Genomic DNA, 23,063 nt, shown 5'->3' on the forward strand with positions numbered 1-23,063 from the left:
ACGGGCGGTCTGCAGGGCGGTGGTGAAGCTGCCGAGGTCGGGGTCGAGGGCCGGGTCGCTCAGGGCGGCGTCGGCGATCGCGTCCGCGGATCCCGACCCGGCAGCCCTCGGCCGCAAGGCGGGACGCGATCGCCCGGCCGATGCCGCGGGAACCACCGGTGACGAGCGCGACCTTACCGCTCAGATGAAGATCCACTAGAGGATGTCCGCCTGTCGATCATGTGCCGCCGAACCGACGCCGGGGTTGGAAGGGGCCCGCTGCATGCCGCGGAGCGTGCGGGACAGGTTCGTCTGGCGCTCGTACAGGTCGCGGACGGCCGACAGCTCCTGGTAGGGGCGCAGCTCCCGCACGACCTCACCAGTGCGGCGAACGATCAGATCCACCGGGCGTTCGGCCGCGCAGATCTCCAGCGCCTCGACGGTCACGGCGCACGCCCTGTCCGGTTCCTTCTGCCGCACCGCGGCGAGCGCGAGGTCGACCCGGGCCAGGGCCCGCGCGACCGGCCAGTTCGCCGCCGCCGCGTCGCACAACGTCACCGCCTGCTGGGCGAAGGTTCGCGCCTTCTCGGACTTGGAGAGCGCTGTGTAGGCCGTGCCGGCGTAGAACGGCAGGTAGGGGTAGTCGAAGGAATCGATGCTCTCCGCGTTGCTTTAGAGGATCTTCGGGCGCGGCTGGGTGTTCGCCAGTCGAGTGATCAGAAACTGAGGTCCGTACGCCCCCCGGTGGGGCCTACCAGGACGGACGAGCCGGGTGGATGCCGGCCGGCCCTCCGTAGGATCGTGCGCTGTGGGAAAAAAGAGTGCGGAACGCAACGCGAGGCTCGACACGCTCCGGCGCGAACAGCGGCGCCAGGAGCGCCGACGTTCCTTTCTGATCTACGGAATCGGCGGCCTGGCCGCATTGACGTTACTGGCCGGCATCATCGTGTATGCGCTGCTGGACAATCGGGCGAAGGACCAGAGCCGCTCGGTCGGTTACGTCACCAGGGCGAGCACGGCCGCGGCCGCGGCCGGATGCACCGGCGTCGTCAACGACGCCTCCCACGGCAACACCCACGTCGCGGCCAACCAGACCGTCGACTACACGGTCGCGCCGCCGTCATCGGGTAACCACGATTCCAGCCCGCTGCCGGACGCCTACCGTTTCTACGAGCGCATTCCCAACCTGCGGATCGAGCGTGCCGTCCACAACCTGGAACACGGCTTCGTCATCGGCTGGTACGACGCGAAACTCCCCGACGACCAGGTGACCGCGCTGCGCGCCGCCGCGGAGTCGGCCGGTGACCGGTTCATCGCCGTCCCGTGGGAACGCGGCGAGTTCACCGAGAACAAGCACTTCGTACTGACCGCCTGGGACCGGACCCAGCGCTGCGCGGTCGTGTCCGAAGCGGCCATCAAGGAGTTCGTGAGGACCTATGCCAACCCCAGCCCGGCCGGTGCGGCGTGGGACTCCCCCACCGCGCCCGAGTCCGGTGCGGCCGGTGGCCCGCTCGACCTGAGCCCGACCATCACCGGCAGCGCGCGGCAGCCCACCGGCACCGGATCGGATTCCGGGACCACCGCGCCCACCTCAACAGGCACGGCCGCGCCAGCGGACACGCCCACGCCAGCGGACACGGCCGCCGCAACGCGGTGACGCGGCGCTGACGCGGGCGCCGTTGTCCGGTCATCAGCGCCAAGCCGAACGCGGCCGGGACGCCGGGCTGGAGCGGGCGCCGTGCTCATCGCGCTCACACGCGGTCCGAACTGAAGCGGATGCTGCCCGCCCCCAGCACGGCACCGGGGAACACCCGGACGCCAGCCCGCAGCTCGTTGCCGGGCTCGATCCGCGCGCCGTCACCCACGATGACCCCGTCAAGTGACACCCGCGCGCCGATGACCGCGCCAGCGCCCACCACCGACCCGCGCACCACAGCACCCTCACCGATGACCGCTCCGTCGAAGAGCACCGCGCCGTCCACCGTGGCGCCGGCACCGACCGTCGTGCCAGCGCCCACCACCGCGCCACCACTGATCTTGGCGTCCCCGGCGACGGAGGCACCCGGCAACAGCAGCTGATCACCGACCGGTCCCGGCAGCGCGGAGGAGGCGATCCGTCCCGTCACCAGGTCCCGCGACCCCTGGATGAACGCGTCCGGAGTGCCCAGATCGAGCCAGTACGTGCTGTCGACATAACCGGCCACGAGAACGCCGGACGCCAGCAGTCCCGGAAAGGTCTCCCGCTCGACCGAGACCGGCCGGCCGGCCGGAATGCCGTCGATCACGGACCGCCGGAAGACATAGCAGCCGGCATTGATCCGGTTGGTCGGCGGGTCGGGTGTCTTCTCCAGGAACTGGGTGACCCGGCCGTCGGCGTCGGTGGGGACCACGCCGAACGCGCGCGGGTCACCAACCTCGGTCAGGTGCAGGGTGACGGCCGCGTCGGTGTCCCGGTGGCGGCGCACCAGCGCGACGATGTCCAGGCCGGACAGGATGTCGCCGTTGAAGACGACCACCGGCTCGCCCGGCGCGGCGCGCAGCCGCGACGCGACGTTACGGATCGCGCCGCCCGTTCCCAGCGGCTCGGCCTCGGTGACGTACTCCAGCTCCAGACCGTGCGCGGAGCCGTCTCCGAAGTACTCTTCGAATACTTCGGCCCGGTACGCGGTGGCGAGGACAACGCGGGTGATCCCGGCATCGCGCGCGCGGGCGAGCATGTGGGCGGTCACCGGAACGCCGGCGACCGGAAGCATCGGTTTCGGTGCTGACATCGTCAGCGGGCGCAGGCGACTACCCTGTCCCCCGACCAGCATCACAGCGTCCATAGAGCGTGAGTGTCCCAGAGGCCCCGCGCCCCGACGCACGATGTTGGGCCACCGCGGTGACGTCGGGTCGCGGACACCCGCTCACCAGCCCGGACGGCCCGCCGCGGCACCGCCCACCGCGCGTTCCGAGGTGCCCCAGGCCCGCCGGAATGCGCGGACGGGCCGCACTGGCGATGCTGAAGACGTGGTGCGCCAGTGGCCCGCCGACTATCGGGTCTCCTCCAGCAACGTCCGGCCGGGCGCCGAGACGGCCATGGCCGCGCTTGCCGACGGCGGAGAACCGGGCTTCGCCGCCGCCCGCACCGACGGCGGCGGTCCCGCCACGCTCACGGTGTGGCTCGCCTGGCACGGCGACGGGCCGCCCATAGCCGACGTCATACCGGTGCTGACCAACCTCGGCCTGCGCGCGACAACCCATCGCAGCCTGCCGAAGCAACCGGACCCGCTTGGCGGCACAGCCAGCCTCGACGAATACCATGTGCACACCACACCGGAGCTCGCCGATGCCGCCATCAAGCAGATGGACGGCCTGCGCGGCATCCTGGCGGGCCTCGCGCGCGGGGACATCGACAGCGACAGCCTCGACGCGCTCGTCCTCACCGCTGGGCTCACCGCCCGGGAGGTGGCGTTGCTGCGGGCCATGTTCCGTTACCTGCGCCTCGCCGGGACGTCGTTGGGCACCCGCTACGCCCACCGGGTCCTGACCGCCCACCCGTCCTACGCGCACGATCTCGTCGCGCTGTTCCATGCCCGGCTGGACCCGCTGCGGGTGAGCCCCGCGCGCGGCAGCCGGCTGCACGCCCGGCTGGAGGCCGCACTGGCGTGGGTGACCAGCATCAACGACGACACAGTCCTGCGCCGGCTGCGCGACCTTGTCCTCGCGGTTGTGCGGACGACGTTCTACCCACCGGCGGCGTCTCCCGGTTCCGGCCGCCGGCCCGAGCCCGAGGCGCTCACGGTGGACGCGCCGGACACGCTCGCCATCAAGATCATGTCAGCGGGGCTGCCCTGGCTGCCGCCGCCGGTTCCCGAGGCGGAGACCTTCGTCAGTTCCGGGCGGTTCGACGCGCTGCATCTCCGCGGGGCGCGGCTGGCCCGGGGCGGCATCCGGTGGTCCGACCGCCAGGAGGACCTGCGCACCGAGATTCTCGGCCTGATGAAGTCCCAGCGGGTCAAGAACGCCATCATCGTGCCGGACGGCGCCAAGGGCGGCTTCGTCCTGCGGCGTCCACCGGCGGACCCCCACGAGCTGGCCGCGCTGGCCAGGTCCTGTTACGCGGAGTTCATGCGGGCGCTGTTGGCGCTCGTGGACGACCGGGTCGACGGTGTCACCGTCCGCAGGCCGGGCCTGGTCAGCCGGGACGAGCCGGACAGCTACCTGGTGGTCGCGGCGGACAAGGGCACCGCACGCTTCTCCGACCTCGCCAACGAGGTGGCGGCGTCGGCCGGCTACTGGCTCGGCGACGCCTTCGCCTCGGGTGGCCGCAGCGGGTACGACCACAAGGCGCTGGGCATCACCGCCCGGGGTGCCTGGGAATCCGTCCGCCGTCACTTCGCCGAGCTGGGCGTGGACGCCGACCGCGAACCGCTCACCGTCGTCGGCATCGGTGACATGTCCGGGGACGTCTTCGGTAACGGCATGCTCCTCTCCCGCTACATCCGGCTGGTCGCCGCATTCGATCATCGACACATATTTCTGGACCCAGGCCCCGACCCGGCCCGTTCGTTCGCCGAGCGCGAACGCCTCGCGGCGCTGCCCGGGAGCAGCTGGGACGACTACGATCGGTCGGTGCTGTCGGCCGGCGGTGGCGTGTTCGCGCTGTCAGCCAAACAGATCGAGCTGACCGAACAGGTACGGGAGCTGCTGGGGGTCGGCGACGACGCGCTGCCCGCCGACGCCCTGGTCCGGGCGGTGCTGCGGGCACCGGTCGACCTGCTGTGGAACGGCGGTGTCGGCACCTGGGTCAAGGCAAGCACGCAGGAACACGGCGCGGTCGGGGACAAGGCCCGGGACGGGATGCGGGTCAACGCGACCGAGCTGCGCGCCCGGGTCGTGGCCGAGGGCGGGAACCTCGGCCTCACCGACGCCGCCCGGGTCGAGTTCACCATGCACGGCGGACGCTGCAACACCGACTTCGTGGACAACTCCGCCGGGGTGAACTGCTCCGATCGGGAGGTCAACATCAAGATTGGCCTTGACCTGGCCATCAACAAGGGAGCGATCGACCGGGCCGATCGCGAGCGGCTGCTGGTGTCGGCCACCGGTGACGTCACGCGAGCGGTCCTGGCCGACTCCGCCCGCCAGGCCCTGGCGCTGAGCGCGGCCGAACGGCATGCCATGTCCATGGCGGACGGGCTGTCGCGGTTCATCAGCCATCTGGTGGAGACCGGCGAGATCGACCCGGATGTGGAGAGCCTGCCAGACGCCGAGGAGCTCGGCGCCCGGCTTGCGGCGGGACGCACCTACACCCGACCGGAGATCGCAGTCCTGCACGCCTACGCCAAGCGGATGGTCGCCCGGTCGCTGCTGGAGTCGAGCCTGCCCGACGAGCCGGTCGGCGGGCCCACCCTGGACACCTACCTGCCGGCGTCGCTGCGGGAGCTGCTGCGGGAGCACTTCGGCCGTCACCCACTGCGGCGGGAGATCATAGCCTCCCAGCTCGCCAACTCGGTCATCGACCGGGTCGGCGCCGGTTTCCTCCACCGGCTGCGTGAACTGACCGGCGCGGACACCGTCCAGGGCACCCGGGCCTTCGTCATCACCCGGGAGCTGCTCGGCCTGACCGACATCTGGGCGGCCATGGACACCCACTGCCTCGGGGGCGGCGGCAGCCGGGCGCGCCCGGCCGTGGGCTCCACCGATCCCACCGCCGAGGCGCTGCTGCACTGCCACTTCGTCCAGGAGGAATCCGCGCTGTGGCTGCTGCGGGCCCGCCGGTCGCCGCTGGACATCGCGGCGGAGATCACCCGGTACACCGACGGGATGCGGGAGGTGACGGCGGCGCTGCCGTCGGTGCTCGCCACGGCCGGGTCCGATCAGGAGCTGGCCGGCATCCTGCGGCTGGCCGAACAGCTCTACGAGCGTGGCCTGCCCGCGCGCCTCGCCGAGCGCGTCGCGTGGCTCGACGCGATGAGCCCGGCGCTCGACATCGTCGACATCGCCCTGCGCAACGACCTGGAACCAAGTGACGTGCTGCACGCCTACACGGCCATCGGGACACGGCTCGGCCTGGGACGCCTGGGCCTCGCGCACCTCATCGGCCGGGGCGCGCAGCTGCCGGGCCAGTCGTACTGGGAGCACATCGCCGCGGCGACCCTGCGGGCGGATGTCGCCCGTGCCCGGTCGGCGCTGACCGAGGCGACCATGGCCACGCCCGAGTTCGACCTGGACGCGGCCATCGACAGAATCGCGACCGGGGCACGGGCCGACCGGGTCCGCGCCGTCGTCGACGACGTGGCCGCGGCGCCGCGTCTGTCCAGCGCCATGATCTCCGTCGTGGCCGGCCGGCTGAGCGAGCTGATCCCGCGACAGTGATCCACAGCACGGCGGCCGGTCAGCGTCCCCCTGCCAGCCCCCACCGGACGGCGGGCCGCCCGATCCTCGCGCTCGTTCTCAGCCGCGTTCTCAGCCGCGTTCTCAGTGGCCCGCGCTGGGACGGCGGTTGGCCGGCAGCTCGTCAGCGGACCGGGTCACCCGGGCTCCCGCGCTGTCGTCCGCGAGCGCGAGCGCGAGGAGCAGCCGCAGCCCCAGGCCCACCCCGATGGCGAGCCGCAACGGCAGGTAACGCCGCGACGGGTACTGCCGGGACAGGTAGCGGAGCATGCTGCGATGATGCGCGATCACCATCCGTCGCGAGGTGCGCTTCGTGGAATGACCGCCCAGATGCTCGACGACGGCGGTGGGTACGTAGACCAGCTGCCAGCCGAGCAGGCCGAGGCGGCGGCCCAGATCCACATCCTCCATGAACATGAAGTACGCCTCGTCGAAGCCGTCGACCGCCTCGAACGCCTGCCGCCGCAGCAGCTGGCACGACCCCGACAGCCAGCCGGCGGTCGTCTCGACCGGGGTGGCCCGGTCCCGGCGGTAGGCCGTCGTCCACGGGTTCGCCGGCCAGCACCAGCCGAGCAGGGCGTGGCCGATCCCGCGCCCCAGCGAGGGAAGCTCGCGGGCGGACGGGTAGAGCACACCTCCCGGGTTCGTGATCGCCGGGCCGAAAGCCCCCGCTCCTGGCCAGCGGCTCGACGCGTCCAGAAGCTCATCGAGCGACCCCGGCGTGAACGCGATGTCGGCGTTGGCCACCACCAGCCACGGCGCACCGGCACCGGCCGCACCCCGGTTGGCCGCGCTGCCGTACCCGAGGTTGCTCCCAGCGCGCACCAGCCGGACCTCGCCGCGCTCGGCCACCCTGGCCGTGCCCTCATCCAGCACCGGCGAGTTGTCCACGACAACCACCTCGTAGGATCTTGCCGTGGCCTTGGTCAGGGAGTCCATGAACGGACCGAGCACCTCACCGGAGTGGTAGCCCACGACCACGACACGAATCTCCGGTTCGGTGGCGGCAGGCTCCGGCCGCTCGCCCCGCTGATCGTGCGAACGTGCCGAAGCTCCCGCGTCCCGCACGTTCACCAGCCCGCCTTCATCATCCCCGCCCGCCCACCCTGTGTATGTGAGAACGTTCCGCTCGGGCCAGGATGCCATCGGCGTTCCTGGGCCGGGTATCGGGGTCAGGCTGTCCAGGCCCTGGCCGGCCGGGGCTGCCGGTCAGGTGTCAGCGGCTGCCCGCGCGTAGCTCGCCAGATGCGTCTCGGCGCTCGCCGCCCAGGTGAACTCCCTGGCGCGGGCGAGCCCGGCCCGCGCCAGCGCCCCGCGCCGCTGGGCGTCGTCGAGCAACGCGCCCATCTCGTGAGCGATCGAGTCGATGTCCGGCTGCGTGTAGGCGACCGCGTCGCCGCCCACCTCGGGCAGGGAGAGCCGCGGAGTCGTCAGTACCGGCGCGCCGCAGGCCATGGCCTCCAGCACGGGCAGCCCGAAACCCTCCCCATGGGACGGGTAGGCGACCAGCAACGCCCCGCCCAGGTAGCCGGGGAGGTCGGAGAAACGCAGGTAGCCCGGCCGGATGACCTTCAGGTGGGACGGCACCGAAGCGACCGCGGCATCCACGTCGTCGTCCCAGCCCGAGCCACCGGCAAGCACCAGCGCGGGCGCGTCCGCACGCCCGTGGACAGCCTCGGCCCAGCCGCGGATCAGGTTCGGCACGTTCTTGCGGGGCTCGAGCATGCCGAGGAAAGCGACATACCGGCTGTCAGCCAGGCCGAGCCGGAGGCGGACGCGGCGCTTGTCCTCCTCCGTGGGCGGATGGAAGGTCGATGTGTCCACACCGTGGTAGGCGACGTCCGTCGCCGTCGAGTCACTGTCCAGGACCCGGATGAGCTCGTCCCGGGTGGCCTTGGACGGGACGATGATTCTCTTGGCCTTGCGGACGGCCGTGCGCATCGCCGAGCGGAAGAACGTCCCCTTCACGGCGGTGTGCATCTCCGCCTCCGTGAAGAAGGTGACGTCATGGATAGTCACGCACACGGGCTGGGAAGTACGCAGTGGCATAGTGTAATGCGGCGAATGGATGACCTGTGCCCCCACCTGGTGGGCGACCAGCGGCAGGCCGGTCTGCTCCCAGGCGAGGCGGGCCGGCCGGTGGGCGATCGCGGCCGGCCCCGGCACCACGTCCGTGTGCGGGGCCAACCGGCCGTACCGTTCATAGTCGGACCGTTGGCAGACGAGAGCCAGGTCGGCGCCTGCCGCGTCCAGGGCAGCCACCAGCCCGTCGACATAGCGACCGACGCCGCCGCGATCGGCTGGAACCGCGGTTGCGTCGACGAGCACCCGGGGAGACACGGCGCTCCTTCCGACTGGCGGCATGTTTCTCACCGCTAGCTCCCTCAGGGCCTCCAGCCGCACGAAAGATCATGCCCGTACGGTCTTTGGCCTACTAGGTTCCTTAGGGCCACCGACAACGCTGGAAGATCCACGATTGCGCCATCTTCGGCCCGCTGGCAAGACTACGCCGGCCCCCGATCCTTGGTGGTCAAGGCCCGGGAGTCGGTAAGTTGACGGTAGAGGGACCAGACGGTCTCTGCCGCCCCATTCCAACTAAAAGCGGCTGCTCTCGCCCGTCCGGCCACAGCCAGCCCACGCCGCAGGCCGTCGTCCGCGACCACGGCGGCGGCCGCCTGGGCGAGCGCCGCCGGGTCCGCCACCGGCACGGTGACAACGGCGTCCCCACCGATCTCCGCGAAGGCGGGTATGTCGGAGACGATCGCGGGGACACCATGGGCCATCGCCTCGAGGACCGGCAGCCCGAACCCCTCGGACCGGCTGGGCGCGAGCAGCGCCGTGGCCCGCGACAGGACGACGGCGAGGTCCGGGTCGTCAAGGCGCCCAAGCGGGTGGACCCGGCCGCTGTCGAGACCCGCCCGCTCAGCTTCGGCCCGCAGGTCCAGCCCGCCCCAGCCGGGTGAACCGACGTGTACCAGCGGCAGGGCGGGCGCGGTGGGCTCGGCCAGCGCGGCCAGCGCGGTGTCCAGGCCCTTGCGCGGCTCGAGGGTGGCCAGGGTGAGCAGATACCCGCCGGTGGGCAGGCCGAGCCGGGCCGCACGAGCGTCCGCGTCCGCCGGGACGGTCCTGATCGCGTCGGCCACCCCCTCGCCGATGACGTGCAGCCGGTCGTCCGGGATCGCCAGATGTGCCTGGAGGTCGGCGGCGACGGCCCTGGTCGGCACGATCACGGCGTCGGCCCGGCGAGCCGCGCGCTCACCCATCTGCCGGTGCCACCGCGCCCCGTGCGGGGTCAGGGTGTGCGGATGGGTCCACGGCACCGCGTCGTGGATCGTGACCACGAGCCCCACCCCGTCCCGCCGGGGCGGGACGAGCAGCGTCGGGGCGTGCACCACGCCCACGCCGCTCGGTGCCGGCCCGTGGCCGCGCGGCCAGGCGGCGGCAAGCCCCCGCCGGGGCAGCGGTAACCGGATGGGACCGACCACACCCGGCACGGCCGCGCCGTCCGCTTCGAGGCTGCCCCGCCAGGCGCACCAGCTGATGACCACGTCACCCGGCCGCGCTGTCCGGGCGAGCGCGGCGGCGAGTTCCGCCGAGTACCGCCCGGTTCCACCCGGCACCGGTGCCAGCATCTGTTCAACAAGGAATCCGATCCGCACGGAACAACATCCTTGCGCAGTGATCGCCAGCGTCAACCGGTGTGGGTCCCGGCCAGGGCACGGAGCCGGCATCCGGGTGCCGTCGCGGCGACGCGACGGGCCGGGCCGTGGGCAGCCCGGCGGCGCTCCCGGCCGGGCACCCGCCCGGACCAACCGGAGGATCAACCGAAAAGCTCCTGTCACGGCATGGTCAGCGCGGCGACCGGCGTGAGGCGGGCGGCGCGGATGGCGGGATAGAGACCCGCGATCGCGCCGACCGGCAGCGTGACAAGCACGCCGCCCAGCCAGGCGGCCAGCGGAATGACCACCGGCCAGTGCTGCGTCACCGCGTACCCGCCGGTGGCGAGCACACCCATGATCACACCACCGACACCGCCGAGGCCGGCCAACAGCAGCGATTCCATGAGGAACTGCAGGCGGATCTGTCCCCGGGTGGCACCGAGGGCTCGACGCAGGCCGATCTCACCGCGCCGCTCCAGGACGGAAATGACCATGGTGTTGGCCACGCCGACCCCGCCCACCACGAGGGCTACCGCGCCGAGCCCGAGGAAGAGACCGTCGAGCGTGCGGTGGGTGACGCGCTGGGCGGCAAGCGCCTCGGAGGGACGGGAGACCCGGACCTCGTACGGGCTTTGCGGGTTCACGGTCGCTGGCAGCACCGAACGGACAGCCTCCACCTCGGGCGCCGCCGATCGGGTGTACAGCGTCGTGGGGTGGCCGTTGAAGCCGAGAGCCGTCTGCGCGGCGGTCCATCCAACCAGGGCCGCGTTGTCCAGTTCGGGGGCGAGCGGGACGGGCGCGAGCACGCCGGCCACACCGAACCACTGACCGCCCAGCCAGACCCGGGTGCCGGGCAGGTGGACCTGGAGTTCCCGCGCCGCTCGGGCGCCGAGGACGACAGCGGGGAGGATCGAGGTGGCGCGGTTGAACCAGCGCCCCTCGGCGACACCGCCGCCGACTGTGCCCAGCAGTCCCGGCTGGGCGGCCAACACCGCGATGGCGCCGGTGTCGCCCACGTCGATGTGGTCGTTGCGGTAGACCGAGGCGTTGATGCGCCCGGTCGCCGACACCGAATACACCGGGGCTATCCGGGCCGTCATCCGCACCGACTCGGCCGGCAGCTCGGCTCCTTCCCCCAGCACGGTCTGGCCGGGCACGACGGTGAGCAGGTTGGTGCCGAGCTGGTCCAGCCGACGGTCCAGATCAGCGCGGCTGGACGACGAGACGCCGAGGACCGCGACCAGCGCCGCGATCCCGAGCGAGATGCCCAGAGTCGCGAGCCCCACCCGCAGCGGGCGGGAACGCAGGCCGGCGGAACCGGCCCGGAGCGTGTCGGCCAGGCCGAGGCGGGTGGCAGCGGGCAGGGTGGCAGCCATCAGACCACCCGCCCGTCACGAAGGCGCACCTGGCGTGGCAGCCGGTCAGCGATCTCCCGGTCGTGGGTGATGACCACGACGGTGGTGCCGGCCGTGTGCAGTTCATACAGGATGTCCAGCACAGCGGCGCCTGAGCCGGTGTCCAGGTTGCCGGTCGGCTCGTCCGTCAGCAGCAGCGCGGGGGCACCGACCACGGCGCGGGCGATAGCGACCCGCTGCCGCTCGCCGCCGGAGAGCTCGTGCGGCCGGTGCCGGAGCCGGTGGCCGAGCCCGACGCGGTCCAGCGCCGTCTCGGCACGCCGACGACGCTCGCGGATCGGGACGCCGGCGTAGAGCAGCCCGTCCGCCACGTTGTCCAGGCACGGCACACCGTCGGCGAGGTGGAAGTTCTGGAAGACGAAGCCGATGCGGCGCGCCCGCAGCGCGGACAGCCGGCGGTCGGGCAGCGCCGCCACGTCGTGTCCGTCCAGGTACACGCTGCCGGTGGACGGCCGGTCGAGGGTACCCATGATGTGGAGCATCGTCGACTTCCCGGAACCGGACCGGCCGACGACAGCCACCATCTCCCCGCTGTGAATGGTCAGGTCGACGTTGCGGAGCGCGGCGACCCCGCCCGGGTACATCTTGGACACATCGCGCATCCGGACCACCGCGGCCGGGCTCACGCCGCTACCTTCACGGTCATACCGGCGTCGATGCCAGCGCCGCTGACCTCCACCTGGCCGTCCGCGAACAACCCGGTCCGCACCGGTAGCACCCGGCTGCGGTCACCGTCGACGATCTCCAGGGCGTACCCTCCCTCGATCGGCGCGAGCACCGCGATGACCGGTACCGTCAGCACGTTCTCCCGCCGCTCCAGCACATGCCGCACCTTCACCGGCGCCCGGTCCAGCCCGTTGAGCGCGTCCTGGTTCGCGATGGTGACAGTGACCGCCAGGGTGGCCTGCTGGGCACCGCCGCCGGCCGGGGCGTTCGCGTCGTCGCCGCCGGGCTGGGTGTTCACCTGGGTGCTGATGTCCGCCACCACGCCGGGTACGGCTGCCCCGGCCGGCGGCACGATGTCCACGGTGGCGCCCTTGACCGCCCATGCCGTGTTCTGCGCCGGGACCTGGGCGGTCACCACCTTGGTCGTGCCGGTGTAGGTGAGCAGCTGGCCGGTCGAGGCCGCGCCGAGCCGGGCCACCCGGCTGGCGATCCGGACCGGTCCGGGCAGGTAGATGACCGCGGCGACGTCCACTGTGCCGGTCTGCGGCCGGCCCAGGTCCCGCTGCCAGCGCTTGACCGCGGCCGCGGTCTCGGCGGTGTACCGCTGGTCGACGGTGAAGCCGGTGTACCCGAGTGCCTGCAGGTTGGTCTCGAACTGCCTGACATCGTTGCCGACCGTGTCGAGCGCGAGCGGGCGGTACATGGGCAGGTCGCCGATGAGCAGCACGACCGGCTGCTCATCGGCGCGCAGCAGGGCATGGCCCCGGTCCACCGTGTCACCGACATTGGGCAGCCAGGTGAGCGTGCCGGCCGCCTTGGACTCAATCGGCTGGGTCGGGCCGTAGCTGAGTGTCCCGTCCACGAAGGCGGTCCGCGCCAGCGTTGTCCGGGTAATCACGGCGGTGACCGCCGGTGGCGGTGAGCTGGCCGGGGATGCTGCCGAGGGACGCCGCGCGACGTGCACGGTCACCGCGCCGACGGTGAGGACGAGCGCGGCCACCACCGCGCCGGTACCGAGGCCGGTGCTTTTCTTCATCGGGCCGCACCGTCCCCGCGGGCGGCTGGCCCCACCTGCTGCTGGCAGGTCCGCAGGGCCGACGCCAGGCTCGGGTCGTCCTTGAGCCGGGCGGCCAGCTGATCACTGATGCGCAGGTCACCGGTCACCGGATCGGGGTCCGGATATTCCGGCACGCCGTGTCCGCGCAGACACTCCGCAAGCCTGCGCCGGGCCTCGACCATCGCCTGATCGGGCCTTGCCGCGTCGACGGCCGTCGGCAGGTACGGGCGGCACTTCTCCTGGCCGGTGGCGAGTACGTCGATGTTCGTACGTTCCTTGTCGATCTGCGGCATGCCCTCGACGTTCAGCTGGTCGAGCAGGGTGACACCGTTGCTCAGCAGGCAGTCGCGGTACCGCCTGAGCTGACTGCCGCGGTCGGCACTGGCCTGGGTGGCCGGAGGCGAACCGGTCGCGACGGACACCACGCGCGGTGTGCCACCCCCGTCAGCGCAGCCGGCCAGAAAGGCCACGGCCGCCAGTACGACCGCGGCCACCGGGACGATCAGCGGACTGCGACACCGGCCCCCGACCGGACTTTTCGTGTTCGTCATGGCAGGGATTGAACACGGACGGCTATAAAATTACCGTCAGCGATGATGCTTACCCAGTTCTTATACGGATTCGTTCACCATCTCCGCAGGGCCGCGGACCGGTCGAGAGGAGAGCTCTTATGCGGGTGCTGGTCGCCGAGGACGAGGAGCTGCTGGCCGGCGCCATCGCCGAGGGCCTCCGCCGGGAGGCGATCGCGGTCGACGTCGTCTACGACGGCGCCGAGGCCCTGGCCTGGCTGGGGATCAACGACTACGACGTCCTGGTGCTCGACCGGGACCTACCGATCGTGCACGGCGACGACGTGTGCCGCAGCCTCGTCGGGTCGGCCGCGGCCACCCGGGTGCTGATGCTCACCGCGTCCGGCGAGGTGAGTGACCGGGTCGCCGGCCTGTCCCTCGGCGCCGACGACTACCTGCCGAAACCGTTCGCCTTCCCGGAGTTCGTCGCCCGGGTGCGCGCCCTGGCGCGGCGGGCGCGGCCCGCCGCGCCCCCGGTGCTGCGCCGGGCAGGGGTCGAACTTGACCCGGCGCGCTGGCAGGTGACCCGGGACGGCCGCTTCGTCGCCCTGTCCCGCAAGGAGTTCGGGGTGCTCCAGGAACTTCTCCTCGCCGACGGGGCGGTGGTGAGCGTCGAGCGGCTCCTGGCGAAGGCCTGGGACGAGAACATCGATCCGCTGACCAACGTCGTCCGGGTGACGGTGATGACGCTACGGCGCAAGCTCGGCGAGCCGCCGCTGGTGGAGACCGTCGCCGGAGTGGGGTACCGGCTGCTATGACCAAACTGTCTGTCCGCACCCGGTTGGCCCTGCTCGTCGGCTGCCTGGGACTGGTCGTGGGCGGGGTGACGCTGCTCGTCGCCTACCTGGTGGTCGACCACGCCATCGCGCGGCAGTCGATCGATGTCCCCGCCGCGGTGGAGACGATGCCGAGCGCCGAGGAGGCCCCGCAGTTCAAGGCCCAGCTGCTGGCCACGGGGCAGGACATCCGGGAACGGCTGCGCGCGCAGACCCTGGGCCCGCTGGTGGATCACGGGCTGGTCCTGGCGGCCGGGCTGGCCGCAGCCAGCCTGGTCGCCGGCTGGTTCGTCGGGGGGGTGACGCTGCGTCCGTTACGTCAGATCACCGCCACCGCACGCCGGATCGCGGACCATAGCCTGCACGAACGGGTCGCGTTAACCGGTGCCCGGGACGAGTGGTGGGAGCTGGGTTCCGCGATCAACGCCATGCTGTCCCGGCTCGATGCGGCCTTCGCGGCGCAACGGCAGTTCGTCGGCAACGCCTCGCACGAGCTCAAGACGCCGTTGGCGATCAATCAGACCCTGCTCGAGGTGGCGATGGGCCGCTCCGACGCCCCGCCTGAGCTGATCCGTCTCGGCGAGATCATGCTGGAGGTGAACGCCCGGCACGAACGGCTGGTGGACGGGCTGCTGGCCCTGGCCCGGGCCGAGCACGGCATCACGGACCCGCGGCCGGTTGACCTCGCCGAGGTCGTCGGGGGCGTGCTCACCTTGCTGCGGCCGGATGCCGATCGGCTGCGGCTGCGGGTCACCGCCGAGGCCGACCCGGTCGTCGTCGACGGCGACCGCGTCCTGCTTGACCGGCTTGTGCAGAACCTGCTGCAGAACGCCATCCGGCACAACGTCGCCAGCGGCTGGTTACGGCTCGCCGCCGGCCCTGTCGACGGCGACGCCCGGCTCACCGTGGTCAACAGCGGCCCGGTCATCGCTCCGGCGAACGTACCCGAACTGTTCGAGCCCTTCCAGCGTGCGGCGAACCGCGTGCACTCGGCTCGGGGCACTGGCCTGGGACTGTCAATTGTGCGATCGGTCGCGCAGGCCCACGGCGGCACGGTGAACGCCGTCGCCCGCAACGAAGGCGGCCTGGAAGTAGTGGTGACGATCCCCCGCAGCCGGCAACAATCAGACAGCAATGATCAAACGGATTTGATAACAGATCAACTATAGCGAGTCAAGACACGAAACCTCGTGACTACTCCCGCTCTCTACCTTAATGAAGGATTAACCGTGTCAACCGGCCCCTTCGTAAGGGAGAGAGCAACGAACATGGCAACGAGCATCAAGCGAGGTCTCATCATCGCGCTGGCGGCGATCGCAGCCTGCCTCGGCGTCGGGCTGGGGGTGGCTAGCCCGGCCAGCGCGGCTGGCAAGAATGGGGCGCTGGAGGCGGGCGAACTCGGCCTCTACTATTACACGGGTCAGTCAGGGTACCTGTTTGACCTGTACCTGTCCGACCCGGACTTCAGCAACGACGTGTTCCCTGGAACCAGCATCAGCGCCAACAACAACACCGAGTCCTGGCGGAGCCTGGACACCTACTGGTGGCGTGTCTTCACCGGCGCGAACTACACCGGTTCGGGCGTTGACCTAGCCCCGTACTCCGCCTACAACTTCCCGACGACGTTCTTCAACACGATTTCGTCAGCGTACTACTACACACCCTGACGCACGCCTTCATCACCTGTTTCGGAGTGACCGCCGTTCCGCCCATTGATGCTGGGCGGAACGGCGGTCAGCTTAATGGTAGCGCCTCGACCGGCAACGCACACCCGCCCGATCCACGCTGTCGTTCTGGAGACGAATCATGGCCTTGAAGCGCCGGTGCACCGGAGTCGGTACCGCGCTTGTTGTGTTGTTGGCGTTGGCCGGATGCGCAGCCCCAGCAGCCAGCACCGAGCCAGCCGAGCCAACCATCGGGACAGTGCCGCAGTTACTGGAAAGCGTGGCGCTGCGGCTGCCGGTGGCAGACTACCTGCCCAGCCGGGAACAAAACGAGCGCCTCACCAGAGCCAATCTTGCGCTGATCCAGCGGTGTATGAACCGGTTCGGTATCACGTACGACGTCAAGCCGGTACCCAGGGGCGACTACGGCCCGATCAGCCTGACCGACCGGCGGTACGGCATCACGGACGCCTCACTGGCCCGGACCGCCGGGTACGGGTTCGGCCCGCGAGACCCCGCGCTGCAGCCGGCACCGGACAGGCCGAGCATCGGGGCCGACGGCCAGACCGTGTTGTCCGGTCAAGGACGCTCGATAGTCAACGGGCTGGCCGTACCGGCGGGTGGGTGCGTCGGCGAGGCTGACCGGGCCCTCAACGCGTCCGTGCCGGCAGCCACCGACCTGCGCGAGGGCCAGACGATGCAGCTTCGGTCCTTCGAGGAGTCCAAGACGGACAGCCGGGTCAGAAAAGTTTTCACCGCCTGGTCAGCCTGCATGAGCGAGTCGGGGTACCACTACGCCGATCCGCTCGCCGCCGCCGGGGATCCTGCCTTCAAGGGGCCACCGAGCCCCACCCAGATTTCTGTCGCGCTCGCGGACATCGCCTGTAAGGCCCGGACGAATGTGATCGGCGTGTGGTTCACCGTAGAATCGGCGTATCAACGGCGTGCTATCGCCGCGGATTCCCGCGGTTTCGCCAATATTCGTGCCGCAGTCGCCGCCCGTGACAGCGCGGCCGCGAAGGTAATCAGCCCGTAGGAAGCTGTCGGCGGCCCTGTCCGCCGTCGGACGCGGCGGCGGGGATTTCCCGTGTCACACAACCATCGGCATCCCCAGTGCCGCCGCTGTCGACAGCCGCGGCATCATCCGGCCAATTCGGCTGACCGGCAGCGCTGGCACCCTCCTGCGTCAGGCCCGCGAACGCCTGCCGCATTTCCCACCATGGTGCGCCTGACCAACCACCGCGAGAGCGCCCGCAGGCCGTGGCCCATCGCCGCGGACAGCACCCGTATCCCACTCATGCTGGCGGATTTCCCGCCGCCTGTCCCGCCGCGACCTATCGACTGACCTATCGACGGCGGAATCGAACTGGTGCCTGGTACCCGATCTCACCGTCAACCAACTGCTGGCCGGTCCCTGGGCCAGTCGATCTGCAGGCCCAGCCGAACCAGTTCCGCGGTGTTGACAGCACCGGTCTTCGCCCGCACCCGTCGCATGTATGTATCCACCGTCGAAACAGCGATGCCAAGTTTTCTACCGATTTGCGAGTAGGTGAGTCCGCGGGCGAAGTGCGCGAGCACATCCTTTTCCCGAGAGGACAGTTGCGCGAGCTCTGTCAAGTTCCGCCCCTTACGGCGCTTTTCGGAAGTCGTCGTTCGATACGGTTATCTCGTTTATACCGCTTCATGCGTAACCCTTTCGGCTGGCCGATCCGGACCGGCGGAAAATCGATCATCGACCTCAACTCGCTGGCGTCGCTGTTGCTACCGGGTGAAATCGCTGAAAAGCGGATTCATCGGTGCTTGCTTCGCGAGCGGCCGGCTTGGTCCGGAAGGGCCGTGCGACAGTTCATGGCCGGCCGATAATCCTGGCTCCGCAGGCCCCCAGCCGCCCGGCCAGCTCCATCCACCGGCGGCTGTTTCTCGCATCATAACTGTACTTATACATGTTCATCATAGCTCGTGTTTGAGAAGCGGATGCCGGCGCCCCTTGGCCTGGAGCGATGTTCCGAATCGTCTTCTCCTACCCGGTAAATCCCCAGCCGCCGCCGGGCGCGCCGCTTCCACGGGACTTCGGGCCTGGCCCGGAAACCGGTGGATAGCAGCCGTGGATCTAGGCCTGTGAGCTGGCGCGATGCTATGCGCAACTGTTGACATGATTGCCGTCCAGGCCGGTGCGCCAATACCGTCAACATAGCTTGACAAGCTATAATGATCTTTTTGCTGTTCGCTCAGTGGACCCGCCACCCACTATTCGACCGGAGTGGCAGCCAGCGGGGTGACCACCCGAAAGGGCGCGCATGGCTATGCGGACGAGGCGGTACGGTTGACGCTCGCAAACAACACAATGCCTTGGCCTCGACGCATTGATTCACTTTTGATTAAGATCAAAAGTGAATCAGGCAGCCGGAAACGAAATCGACATACCTGGCCCATACAGCTGAGCACACGGTGACAGCATCGCGCCCGGACCGCTACCGGCTCGAATAGGCCGGCAGCGGCCATAATCGTTGGCAAAAGGGGACGAAGCCCCGAAACGTCCGCGCAGGTCGCGCTCGGCGCCCGTCAGAGCTGCCGTTTGCGGGCATGGGTGAGCACGACGCTGCCGACACCGTCCGGGCTGCGCCGGTCGGACATCGCGATGAGAGGCGCGAGCGGCACGGCCGCGTTCCAGCCGGCCCGGCCGCCCCTGGCCGACAGCGTGAGGTACAGCCGTTCGGCCCACGGTGACCGGAACATGTAGGTCTGGCGGACCACAGCCATGCCACAACCACTCAGCAGCTCCGCCAGCCGATCACCCGAGTAGGTGCGTTTCACCTGATATTTCTCCCGATGCCGGGCCGCCAGCCGCGGCCACCGGTGCGCCCGGGTGAGCGCGTCGGCGGACATGACAAGATCCCCGCCCACCGTGAGCACCCGGGCCATCTCGGTGAGCGCGGCCGGGCCGTCGTCGAAATGCTCGATCGCGCAGACCGACATCACCACATCGAAGGAGGCGTCCGCGAACGGCAGGTGAAGGGCGTTCCCCTCGACAAGGGCAGGATGCCGACGCAGTCCGCGACCGAAGTCCAGCTTCCCCCGGTCAAGATCAATACAGACGGCCCAGCCCCCACGACGGACAGCTTGACCGGCCCAGTACCCGTCACCGCCAGCGACGTCCAGAACGGTTCGCCCGGTCAGATCGCCCACCCACGCCAACAACGTACTCACCTCACGGCGACGAATGACGTGCATCTGATGGCCGGCGTAGGCCAGGACATGACTACGCAGTACGCTCACCGGCCACCTCGACGAAAGCCGCCTTGACGAAGGCATCACTGGCGCGGGCTCCGCCGGAGTGAGGCGCGGCCCGCCCCGCGCGGGCGGGCGGACGGGTTCCGCATCCCAGGCCAACCTCCCTGTTCTCGGCACCAACCGCACTACCAGAGCAGCATGATATGCAAACGGAAAGTGTCTTAACAAGACCCAACCGCACCCATGACAACCTCTAAGTAACGAATCCACTCCGCATTCACATCCGGGGGGATGATTCCGGCTCGCAGGGCCTCCAGCACGCCCGGCTCGTAGAGGCGACGCAGCGCACCCGCCAGCGACACCGGGTCGCCAGGCGCCGCGAGCAGTCCGTCCACACCGTCGCGCACGGCCCCGGCCAGCCCACCGACCCTGGTCGCCACCACCGGCAGACCGTACAGATGGGCGAGGCCGACGTTCTGAGTCGCCGTCCCCGAGCGGTACGGCAGCACGAGCGCGTCGGCTGCGGCGAACAGCGCGGGCACCTCGGCCGCGGGCACATACCCGGGACGCAGCTCCACCCGCGCCCGTAGACCACGATCGACGACGATCGCGCGGAGGCGGTCGAGCCCCTCCCAGAACTCCCCGGCGACGGTCAGGCGCACCTGCGGCGGCCCCATCGCCAGTGCCCGCAGCAGAACATCCAGGCCCTTGTATGGCCGGACCAAGCCGAAGAACAGCAGCCGATGATGCCGGTGCCCCCCATCGTCCGCCCCGGCGGAGGACACCCCGGCGGCACCGCCGGCAGCGGCGTCGGCATCTGTGGCCTGTCGCCCCGGCCACAGATGTGGAGCCAGCATGGCGACCGAGACCGGCCGATCCGTCAGCGCGCGGGCCTGTTCCGCCTCGGTCGGCGTATGCACCACGACCCCCGACACCCGCCGTAACAGGGCACGGGCCAGCGGCTCGTCCCCAGTACGCCGCTCATGCGGCAGCACGTTGTGACACAGCGCGAGAACGACCGGCCCGCTCCCCGGCCGGAGAGCGGCAAGGATGCCCAGGTAGGCCGGTACCTGTATCGGGGTGACCAGCACAAAGATCACAACATCGACGTCACGGCGCAGCCGCCGCCCCAGCCGTACCCACGAGTCCGGGCGTCGCCACGACAGCGGATAGCTCGTGGCCGCGAAAGGCTCTGTCTCAGGGTGGCTCACACGCTGCTGGCCTGGGTAGAGCCGGGCCGGGTACTGCCGCGACCATGACTCGATCCGCACCCGGTGGCCGCGCATGGCAAGCCGGCGTGCCAGCTCCGTCGTGTGTTGGGCCACACCTCCCTTGTAAGGGTGGGCCGGACCGACGATCACGATCCGCACTGGCGCGCTCCCGGGCACCGCCGGCCCGGTCAGCGGCACCGCCAATAGCTCAGCCGGCTCAGGTGGCGGAATGGTGATCGGCATCCTGGCGGGGGCGTCCTCAGTTTTCACTGCGCGAACGGACTATCAGATCGCCGATCAACGCCAGGACGACGATCTGGAAACCGACCAGGATCGCCAGCAGTGTGGATGTGGTGACCCGCAGGTTGTAGCGAACGAGGTCAACGACGAGCTTCACGAAACCCAGCCCCATGATCCATAAAGCGATCGGCATCAGCACCCTGATCGGATCGAAGTACATGACCATCCGCAGCACCTGCAGGATGTACCGGCGCGCGTCCCGGAACGGGTGGAACTTGCTCGTGCCCGACCGCTTCGCGTAACCGATCGGTATGTAGTCGACGGGGTGCTGATTCGCCAGGAAAGCCATCGTGATCGTCGTGACGCAGGAGAATCCGGGCGGCAGCAGTCGCAGGTACGGAAGGGACACATCCCGCCGGAACGCCCGCAGACCCGAGTTCAGATCGGGAATCTTCATTCCGGTCAGACGCTGCGCGAGCATCCGGATGAACCACTTGGCCGGCACCCGTGCCCATTTGTGCGTCCCCTGCTCGGTGGTGCGCGCGCCCACGACCTGGTCGACCTCGGGGTTGGCGACAAGGTGGTGGACGAACTCCGGAATCCGCTCGTTCGGATAGGTCATGTCCGCATCGGTCCAGACCACGATCGTCCCCCGGGCATCCTGTGTGCCGATGCGGCGCGCGGTACCCGATCCACCGTTGCGGCGGAACGAAATCAGCCGCATCCGCGGGAAGCGGCACATCACACTACGTAATAGGACGACGGAGTCATCGGTCGACTTGTCGTCGATGACCAGCACTTCATAGCTGTAGTCGCTCGCATCCATGGCGGCGGTGATCCGCTCCAGCTCATGGACAATATGATCTTGTTCGTTGTAACAGGGAAGAACGATGGTCACGTATGGCGCGGCGGCCGCCTCCGCCACCGGTCCGCCGCTGGATCGCTGCCGGTTCACGGTGTGCGTATCCGCGGCCACGGTGCTCCGCTCCGGAGTGCTCGCGGCCGCGGCACCCGTAATCGGGACACCCGTAGCCGGGACACCCTGCGTTGACACGTGCGGACCGACAGCCGCGCAAACAACGACAGGTGCACGGAGAACACTGACACTCACGTCGACGCCGCTCCTGAAATTCAGCCGGAAACCATGCGTTCACCGGTATCACCGGTATCACCGGACCGCTCACGGATCGTCGGGCTGAATACCCCTCGCCTCCCTTGTATGCGCTTGGCGCCCAGGGTTGCACGGCCTGCCTGAACACCGGCGAAGGAGGCCTCTTCGGTGTCGCCGCGGCACCCTGAGCACACCGTCGTCAGCCGGCCGGCACCCCCTTGAGGCCACCGGGCGCACGAAAGACGCCACGGTCGCGCCTCCTTCGTCCTACTAGCGTCCTACTAGGCTTACCGACCATGAGTGGGCTCAGTGATCGTCTCGGCAGTCGTCTCAGGGCGCTTGACCGGCAGTTCGTCAACGACTTTCGCGAATACGCCCGAAACGTCAGGGCGCTGCGCGCCGGGCGGGAGACGTCCGCGCGCTCCTTCACGGCGGGGCTGCGCTACCCAATCGCGCATGGGCAGCCGATCTGGACCGGGTCGCCGACCGTCATCGAGGGGCACGAACGCATCGAGTTCACCGAGGGGGCGGCCCTTCGGATCGGCCTCGGGCCGTTCGGGATCTCGACCCGGCGGGACACGTCCGTGCTGCGGATCCATCCCGAGGGACGGCTGCGCTGCGAGGGTGTCGTGTCGGTGCAGCGCGGGGCGCGCATCGTGGTGGATTCCGGCCTGTTGCAGCTCGGCCACAACACCAATATCAACGGCTTCGCGAAGATCCTGGTTCGGGAACGGGTGAGTATCGGCGCCGGCTGCAACATCTCCTGGAACACCCAGATCCTCGACAACGATTTCCACCCCATGACCGTGGACGGGGTGGAGCAGCCAATGAGCGCTCCGGTGATCCTGGAGGACCGCGCCTGGATAGGCACCGGGGCGATCATCCTGAAGGGCGTGACGATCGGCGAGGGCGCGGTCGTCGCCGCGGGCGCCGTGGTGGCCCGCGACGTCCCACCAAAGACGATCGTCGCGGGCTCGCCAGCCAAGGCCATCGGCCCGGTCGATTCCTGGCGGTAGTCCGCCGCGGGCCGCCAGCCGAATCATGAGAGAGAACGACACATCCCCAGGCTATCACCGAAAGTATCTTTTCCAATACTTAGAGTTGCTA

At 69.9% G+C, this 23,063-nt stretch carries 20 protein-coding genes and 1 pseudogene; 7 read left to right on the plus strand and 14 right to left on the minus strand.

Features of this window, described 5'->3' with window-relative positions; genetic code table 11:
- Positions 1-76 precede the first annotated feature (76 nt).
- Positions 77-196 (minus strand): annotated as a pseudogene (locus tag MJ797_RS14080) (SDR family NAD(P)-dependent oxidoreductase); the annotation flags it as partial.
- Positions 196-537, minus strand: a complete 342-nt coding sequence (locus tag MJ797_RS14085; protein ID WP_239334893.1) for a hypothetical protein — start codon at positions 535-537, stop codon at positions 196-198. The gene MJ797_RS14085 and the pseudogene MJ797_RS14080, both read right to left, overlap by 1 nt.
- 250 nt (positions 538-787) lie before the next feature.
- Here MJ797_RS14085 and MJ797_RS14090 point away from each other — a divergent pair, with 250 nt between their 5' ends.
- On the plus strand, positions 788-1,636 hold the full coding sequence (locus MJ797_RS14090; protein WP_239334895.1) for a DUF3105 domain-containing protein: 849 nt from the start codon (positions 788-790) through the stop codon (positions 1,634-1,636).
- A 94-nt stretch (positions 1,637-1,730) separates the two neighbouring features.
- Here MJ797_RS14090 and MJ797_RS14095 read toward each other — a convergent pair whose 3' ends face one another.
- Positions 1,731-2,804, minus strand: a complete 1,074-nt coding sequence (locus MJ797_RS14095) for a sugar phosphate nucleotidyltransferase (protein ID WP_374582201.1) — start codon at positions 2,802-2,804, stop codon at positions 1,731-1,733.
- 184 nt (positions 2,805-2,988) lie between these two features.
- Here MJ797_RS14095 and MJ797_RS14100 point away from each other — a divergent pair, with 184 nt between their 5' ends.
- Positions 2,989-6,339 (plus strand): NAD-glutamate dehydrogenase domain-containing protein, encoded by a 3,351-nt coding sequence (locus MJ797_RS14100; protein ID WP_239334899.1) that lies wholly within the window; start codon positions 2,989-2,991, stop codon positions 6,337-6,339.
- Between the two features lie 102 nt (positions 6,340-6,441).
- On the opposite strand, the gene MJ797_RS14105 is transcribed toward MJ797_RS14100, so the two are convergent.
- The 7 genes from MJ797_RS14105 to MJ797_RS14135 all read right to left on the minus strand — a co-directional run bounded on the left by MJ797_RS14105 (position 6,442) and on the right by MJ797_RS14135 (position 13,648).
- On the minus strand, positions 6,442-7,503 hold the full coding sequence (locus MJ797_RS14105; RefSeq protein WP_239334901.1) for a glycosyltransferase family 2 protein: 1,062 nt from the start codon (positions 7,501-7,503) through the stop codon (positions 6,442-6,444).
- A gap of 63 nt (positions 7,504-7,566) precedes the next feature.
- A complete protein-coding gene (locus MJ797_RS14110) occupies positions 7,567-8,697 on the minus strand; it encodes a glycosyltransferase family 1 protein (protein ID WP_239312062.1) in 1,131 nt (376 codons plus the stop codon).
- Between the two features lie 164 nt (positions 8,698-8,861).
- Positions 8,862-10,016: a glycosyltransferase family 1 protein gene (locus MJ797_RS14115; protein ID WP_239334903.1), complete on the minus strand. Its 1,155-nt coding sequence runs from the start codon at positions 10,014-10,016 to the stop codon at positions 8,862-8,864.
- 179 nt (positions 10,017-10,195) lie between these two features.
- Entirely contained in the window at positions 10,196-11,392 is a 1,197-nt protein-coding gene (locus tag MJ797_RS14120) for an ABC transporter permease (protein ID WP_239334905.1), read from the minus strand.
- Entirely contained in the window at positions 11,392-12,033 is a 642-nt protein-coding gene (locus tag MJ797_RS14125; RefSeq protein WP_239334946.1) for an ABC transporter ATP-binding protein, read from the minus strand. Before MJ797_RS14125 ends, MJ797_RS14120 begins: the two co-directional genes overlap by 1 nt.
- A 20-nt stretch (positions 12,034-12,053) precedes the next feature.
- Complete coding sequence (locus MJ797_RS14130; RefSeq protein ID WP_239334907.1) at positions 12,054-13,133, minus strand: peptidoglycan-binding protein; 1,080 nt, start codon at positions 13,131-13,133, stop codon at positions 12,054-12,056.
- Positions 13,130-13,648, minus strand: coding sequence for a hypothetical protein (locus MJ797_RS14135; RefSeq protein ID WP_239334909.1), 519 nt, complete (start codon positions 13,646-13,648; stop codon positions 13,130-13,132). Before MJ797_RS14135 ends, MJ797_RS14130 begins: the two co-directional genes overlap by 4 nt.
- 176 nt (positions 13,649-13,824) lie before the next feature.
- Here MJ797_RS14135 and MJ797_RS14140 point away from each other — a divergent pair, with 176 nt between their 5' ends.
- The 4 genes from MJ797_RS14140 to MJ797_RS14155 all read left to right on the plus strand — a co-directional run bounded on the left by MJ797_RS14140 (position 13,825) and on the right by MJ797_RS14155 (position 17,199).
- Positions 13,825-14,481 (plus strand): response regulator transcription factor, encoded by a 657-nt coding sequence (locus MJ797_RS14140; protein ID WP_239334911.1) that lies wholly within the window; start codon positions 13,825-13,827, stop codon positions 14,479-14,481.
- Positions 14,478-15,668, plus strand: coding sequence for a HAMP domain-containing sensor histidine kinase (locus tag MJ797_RS14145; protein WP_239334914.1), 1,191 nt, complete (start codon positions 14,478-14,480; stop codon positions 15,666-15,668). The genes MJ797_RS14140 and MJ797_RS14145 overlap by 4 nt, the downstream gene beginning before the upstream one ends.
- A gap of 99 nt (positions 15,669-15,767) precedes the next feature.
- Positions 15,768-16,166 (plus strand): peptidase inhibitor family I36 protein, encoded by a 399-nt coding sequence (locus tag MJ797_RS14150; protein WP_239334916.1) that lies wholly within the window; start codon positions 15,768-15,770, stop codon positions 16,164-16,166.
- A 139-nt stretch (positions 16,167-16,305) separates the two neighbouring features.
- Positions 16,306-17,199, plus strand: a complete 894-nt coding sequence (locus MJ797_RS14155) for a hypothetical protein (protein ID WP_239334918.1) — start codon at positions 16,306-16,308, stop codon at positions 17,197-17,199.
- A gap of 356 nt (positions 17,200-17,555) precedes the next feature.
- On the opposite strand, the gene MJ797_RS14160 is transcribed toward MJ797_RS14155, so the two are convergent.
- The 4 genes from MJ797_RS14160 to MJ797_RS14175 all read right to left on the minus strand — a co-directional run bounded on the left by MJ797_RS14160 (position 17,556) and on the right by MJ797_RS14175 (position 21,800).
- The gene (locus tag MJ797_RS14160) at positions 17,556-17,780 is read right to left on the minus strand and encodes a response regulator transcription factor (protein ID WP_239334920.1); all 225 of its coding nucleotides are present in this window, start codon (positions 17,778-17,780) and stop codon (positions 17,556-17,558) included.
- Between the two features lie 945 nt (positions 17,781-18,725).
- Positions 18,726-19,439 (minus strand): methyltransferase domain-containing protein, encoded by a 714-nt coding sequence (locus MJ797_RS14165; protein ID WP_239334922.1) that lies wholly within the window; start codon positions 19,437-19,439, stop codon positions 18,726-18,728.
- 176 nt (positions 19,440-19,615) lie between these two features.
- The gene (locus MJ797_RS14170; RefSeq protein ID WP_239334948.1) at positions 19,616-20,764 is read right to left on the minus strand and encodes a glycosyltransferase family 4 protein; all 1,149 of its coding nucleotides are present in this window, start codon (positions 20,762-20,764) and stop codon (positions 19,616-19,618) included.
- 100 nt (positions 20,765-20,864) lie between these two features.
- Positions 20,865-21,800, minus strand: coding sequence for a glycosyltransferase family 2 protein (locus MJ797_RS14175; RefSeq protein ID WP_239334950.1), 936 nt, complete (start codon positions 21,798-21,800; stop codon positions 20,865-20,867).
- A gap of 452 nt (positions 21,801-22,252) precedes the next feature.
- Here MJ797_RS14175 and MJ797_RS14180 point away from each other — a divergent pair, with 452 nt between their 5' ends.
- Positions 22,253-22,972 carry a DapH/DapD/GlmU-related protein gene (locus MJ797_RS14180; RefSeq protein ID WP_239334924.1) on the plus strand — a complete coding sequence of 240 codons (720 nt, stop codon included), beginning with the start codon at positions 22,253-22,255 and terminating at the stop codon, positions 22,970-22,972.
- Positions 22,973-23,063 lie beyond the last annotated feature (91 nt).

The organism is Protofrankia sp. CiP3 (assembly GCF_917627345.1).
Lineage (GTDB): Bacteria > Actinomycetota > Actinomycetes > Frankiales > Frankiaceae > Protofrankia.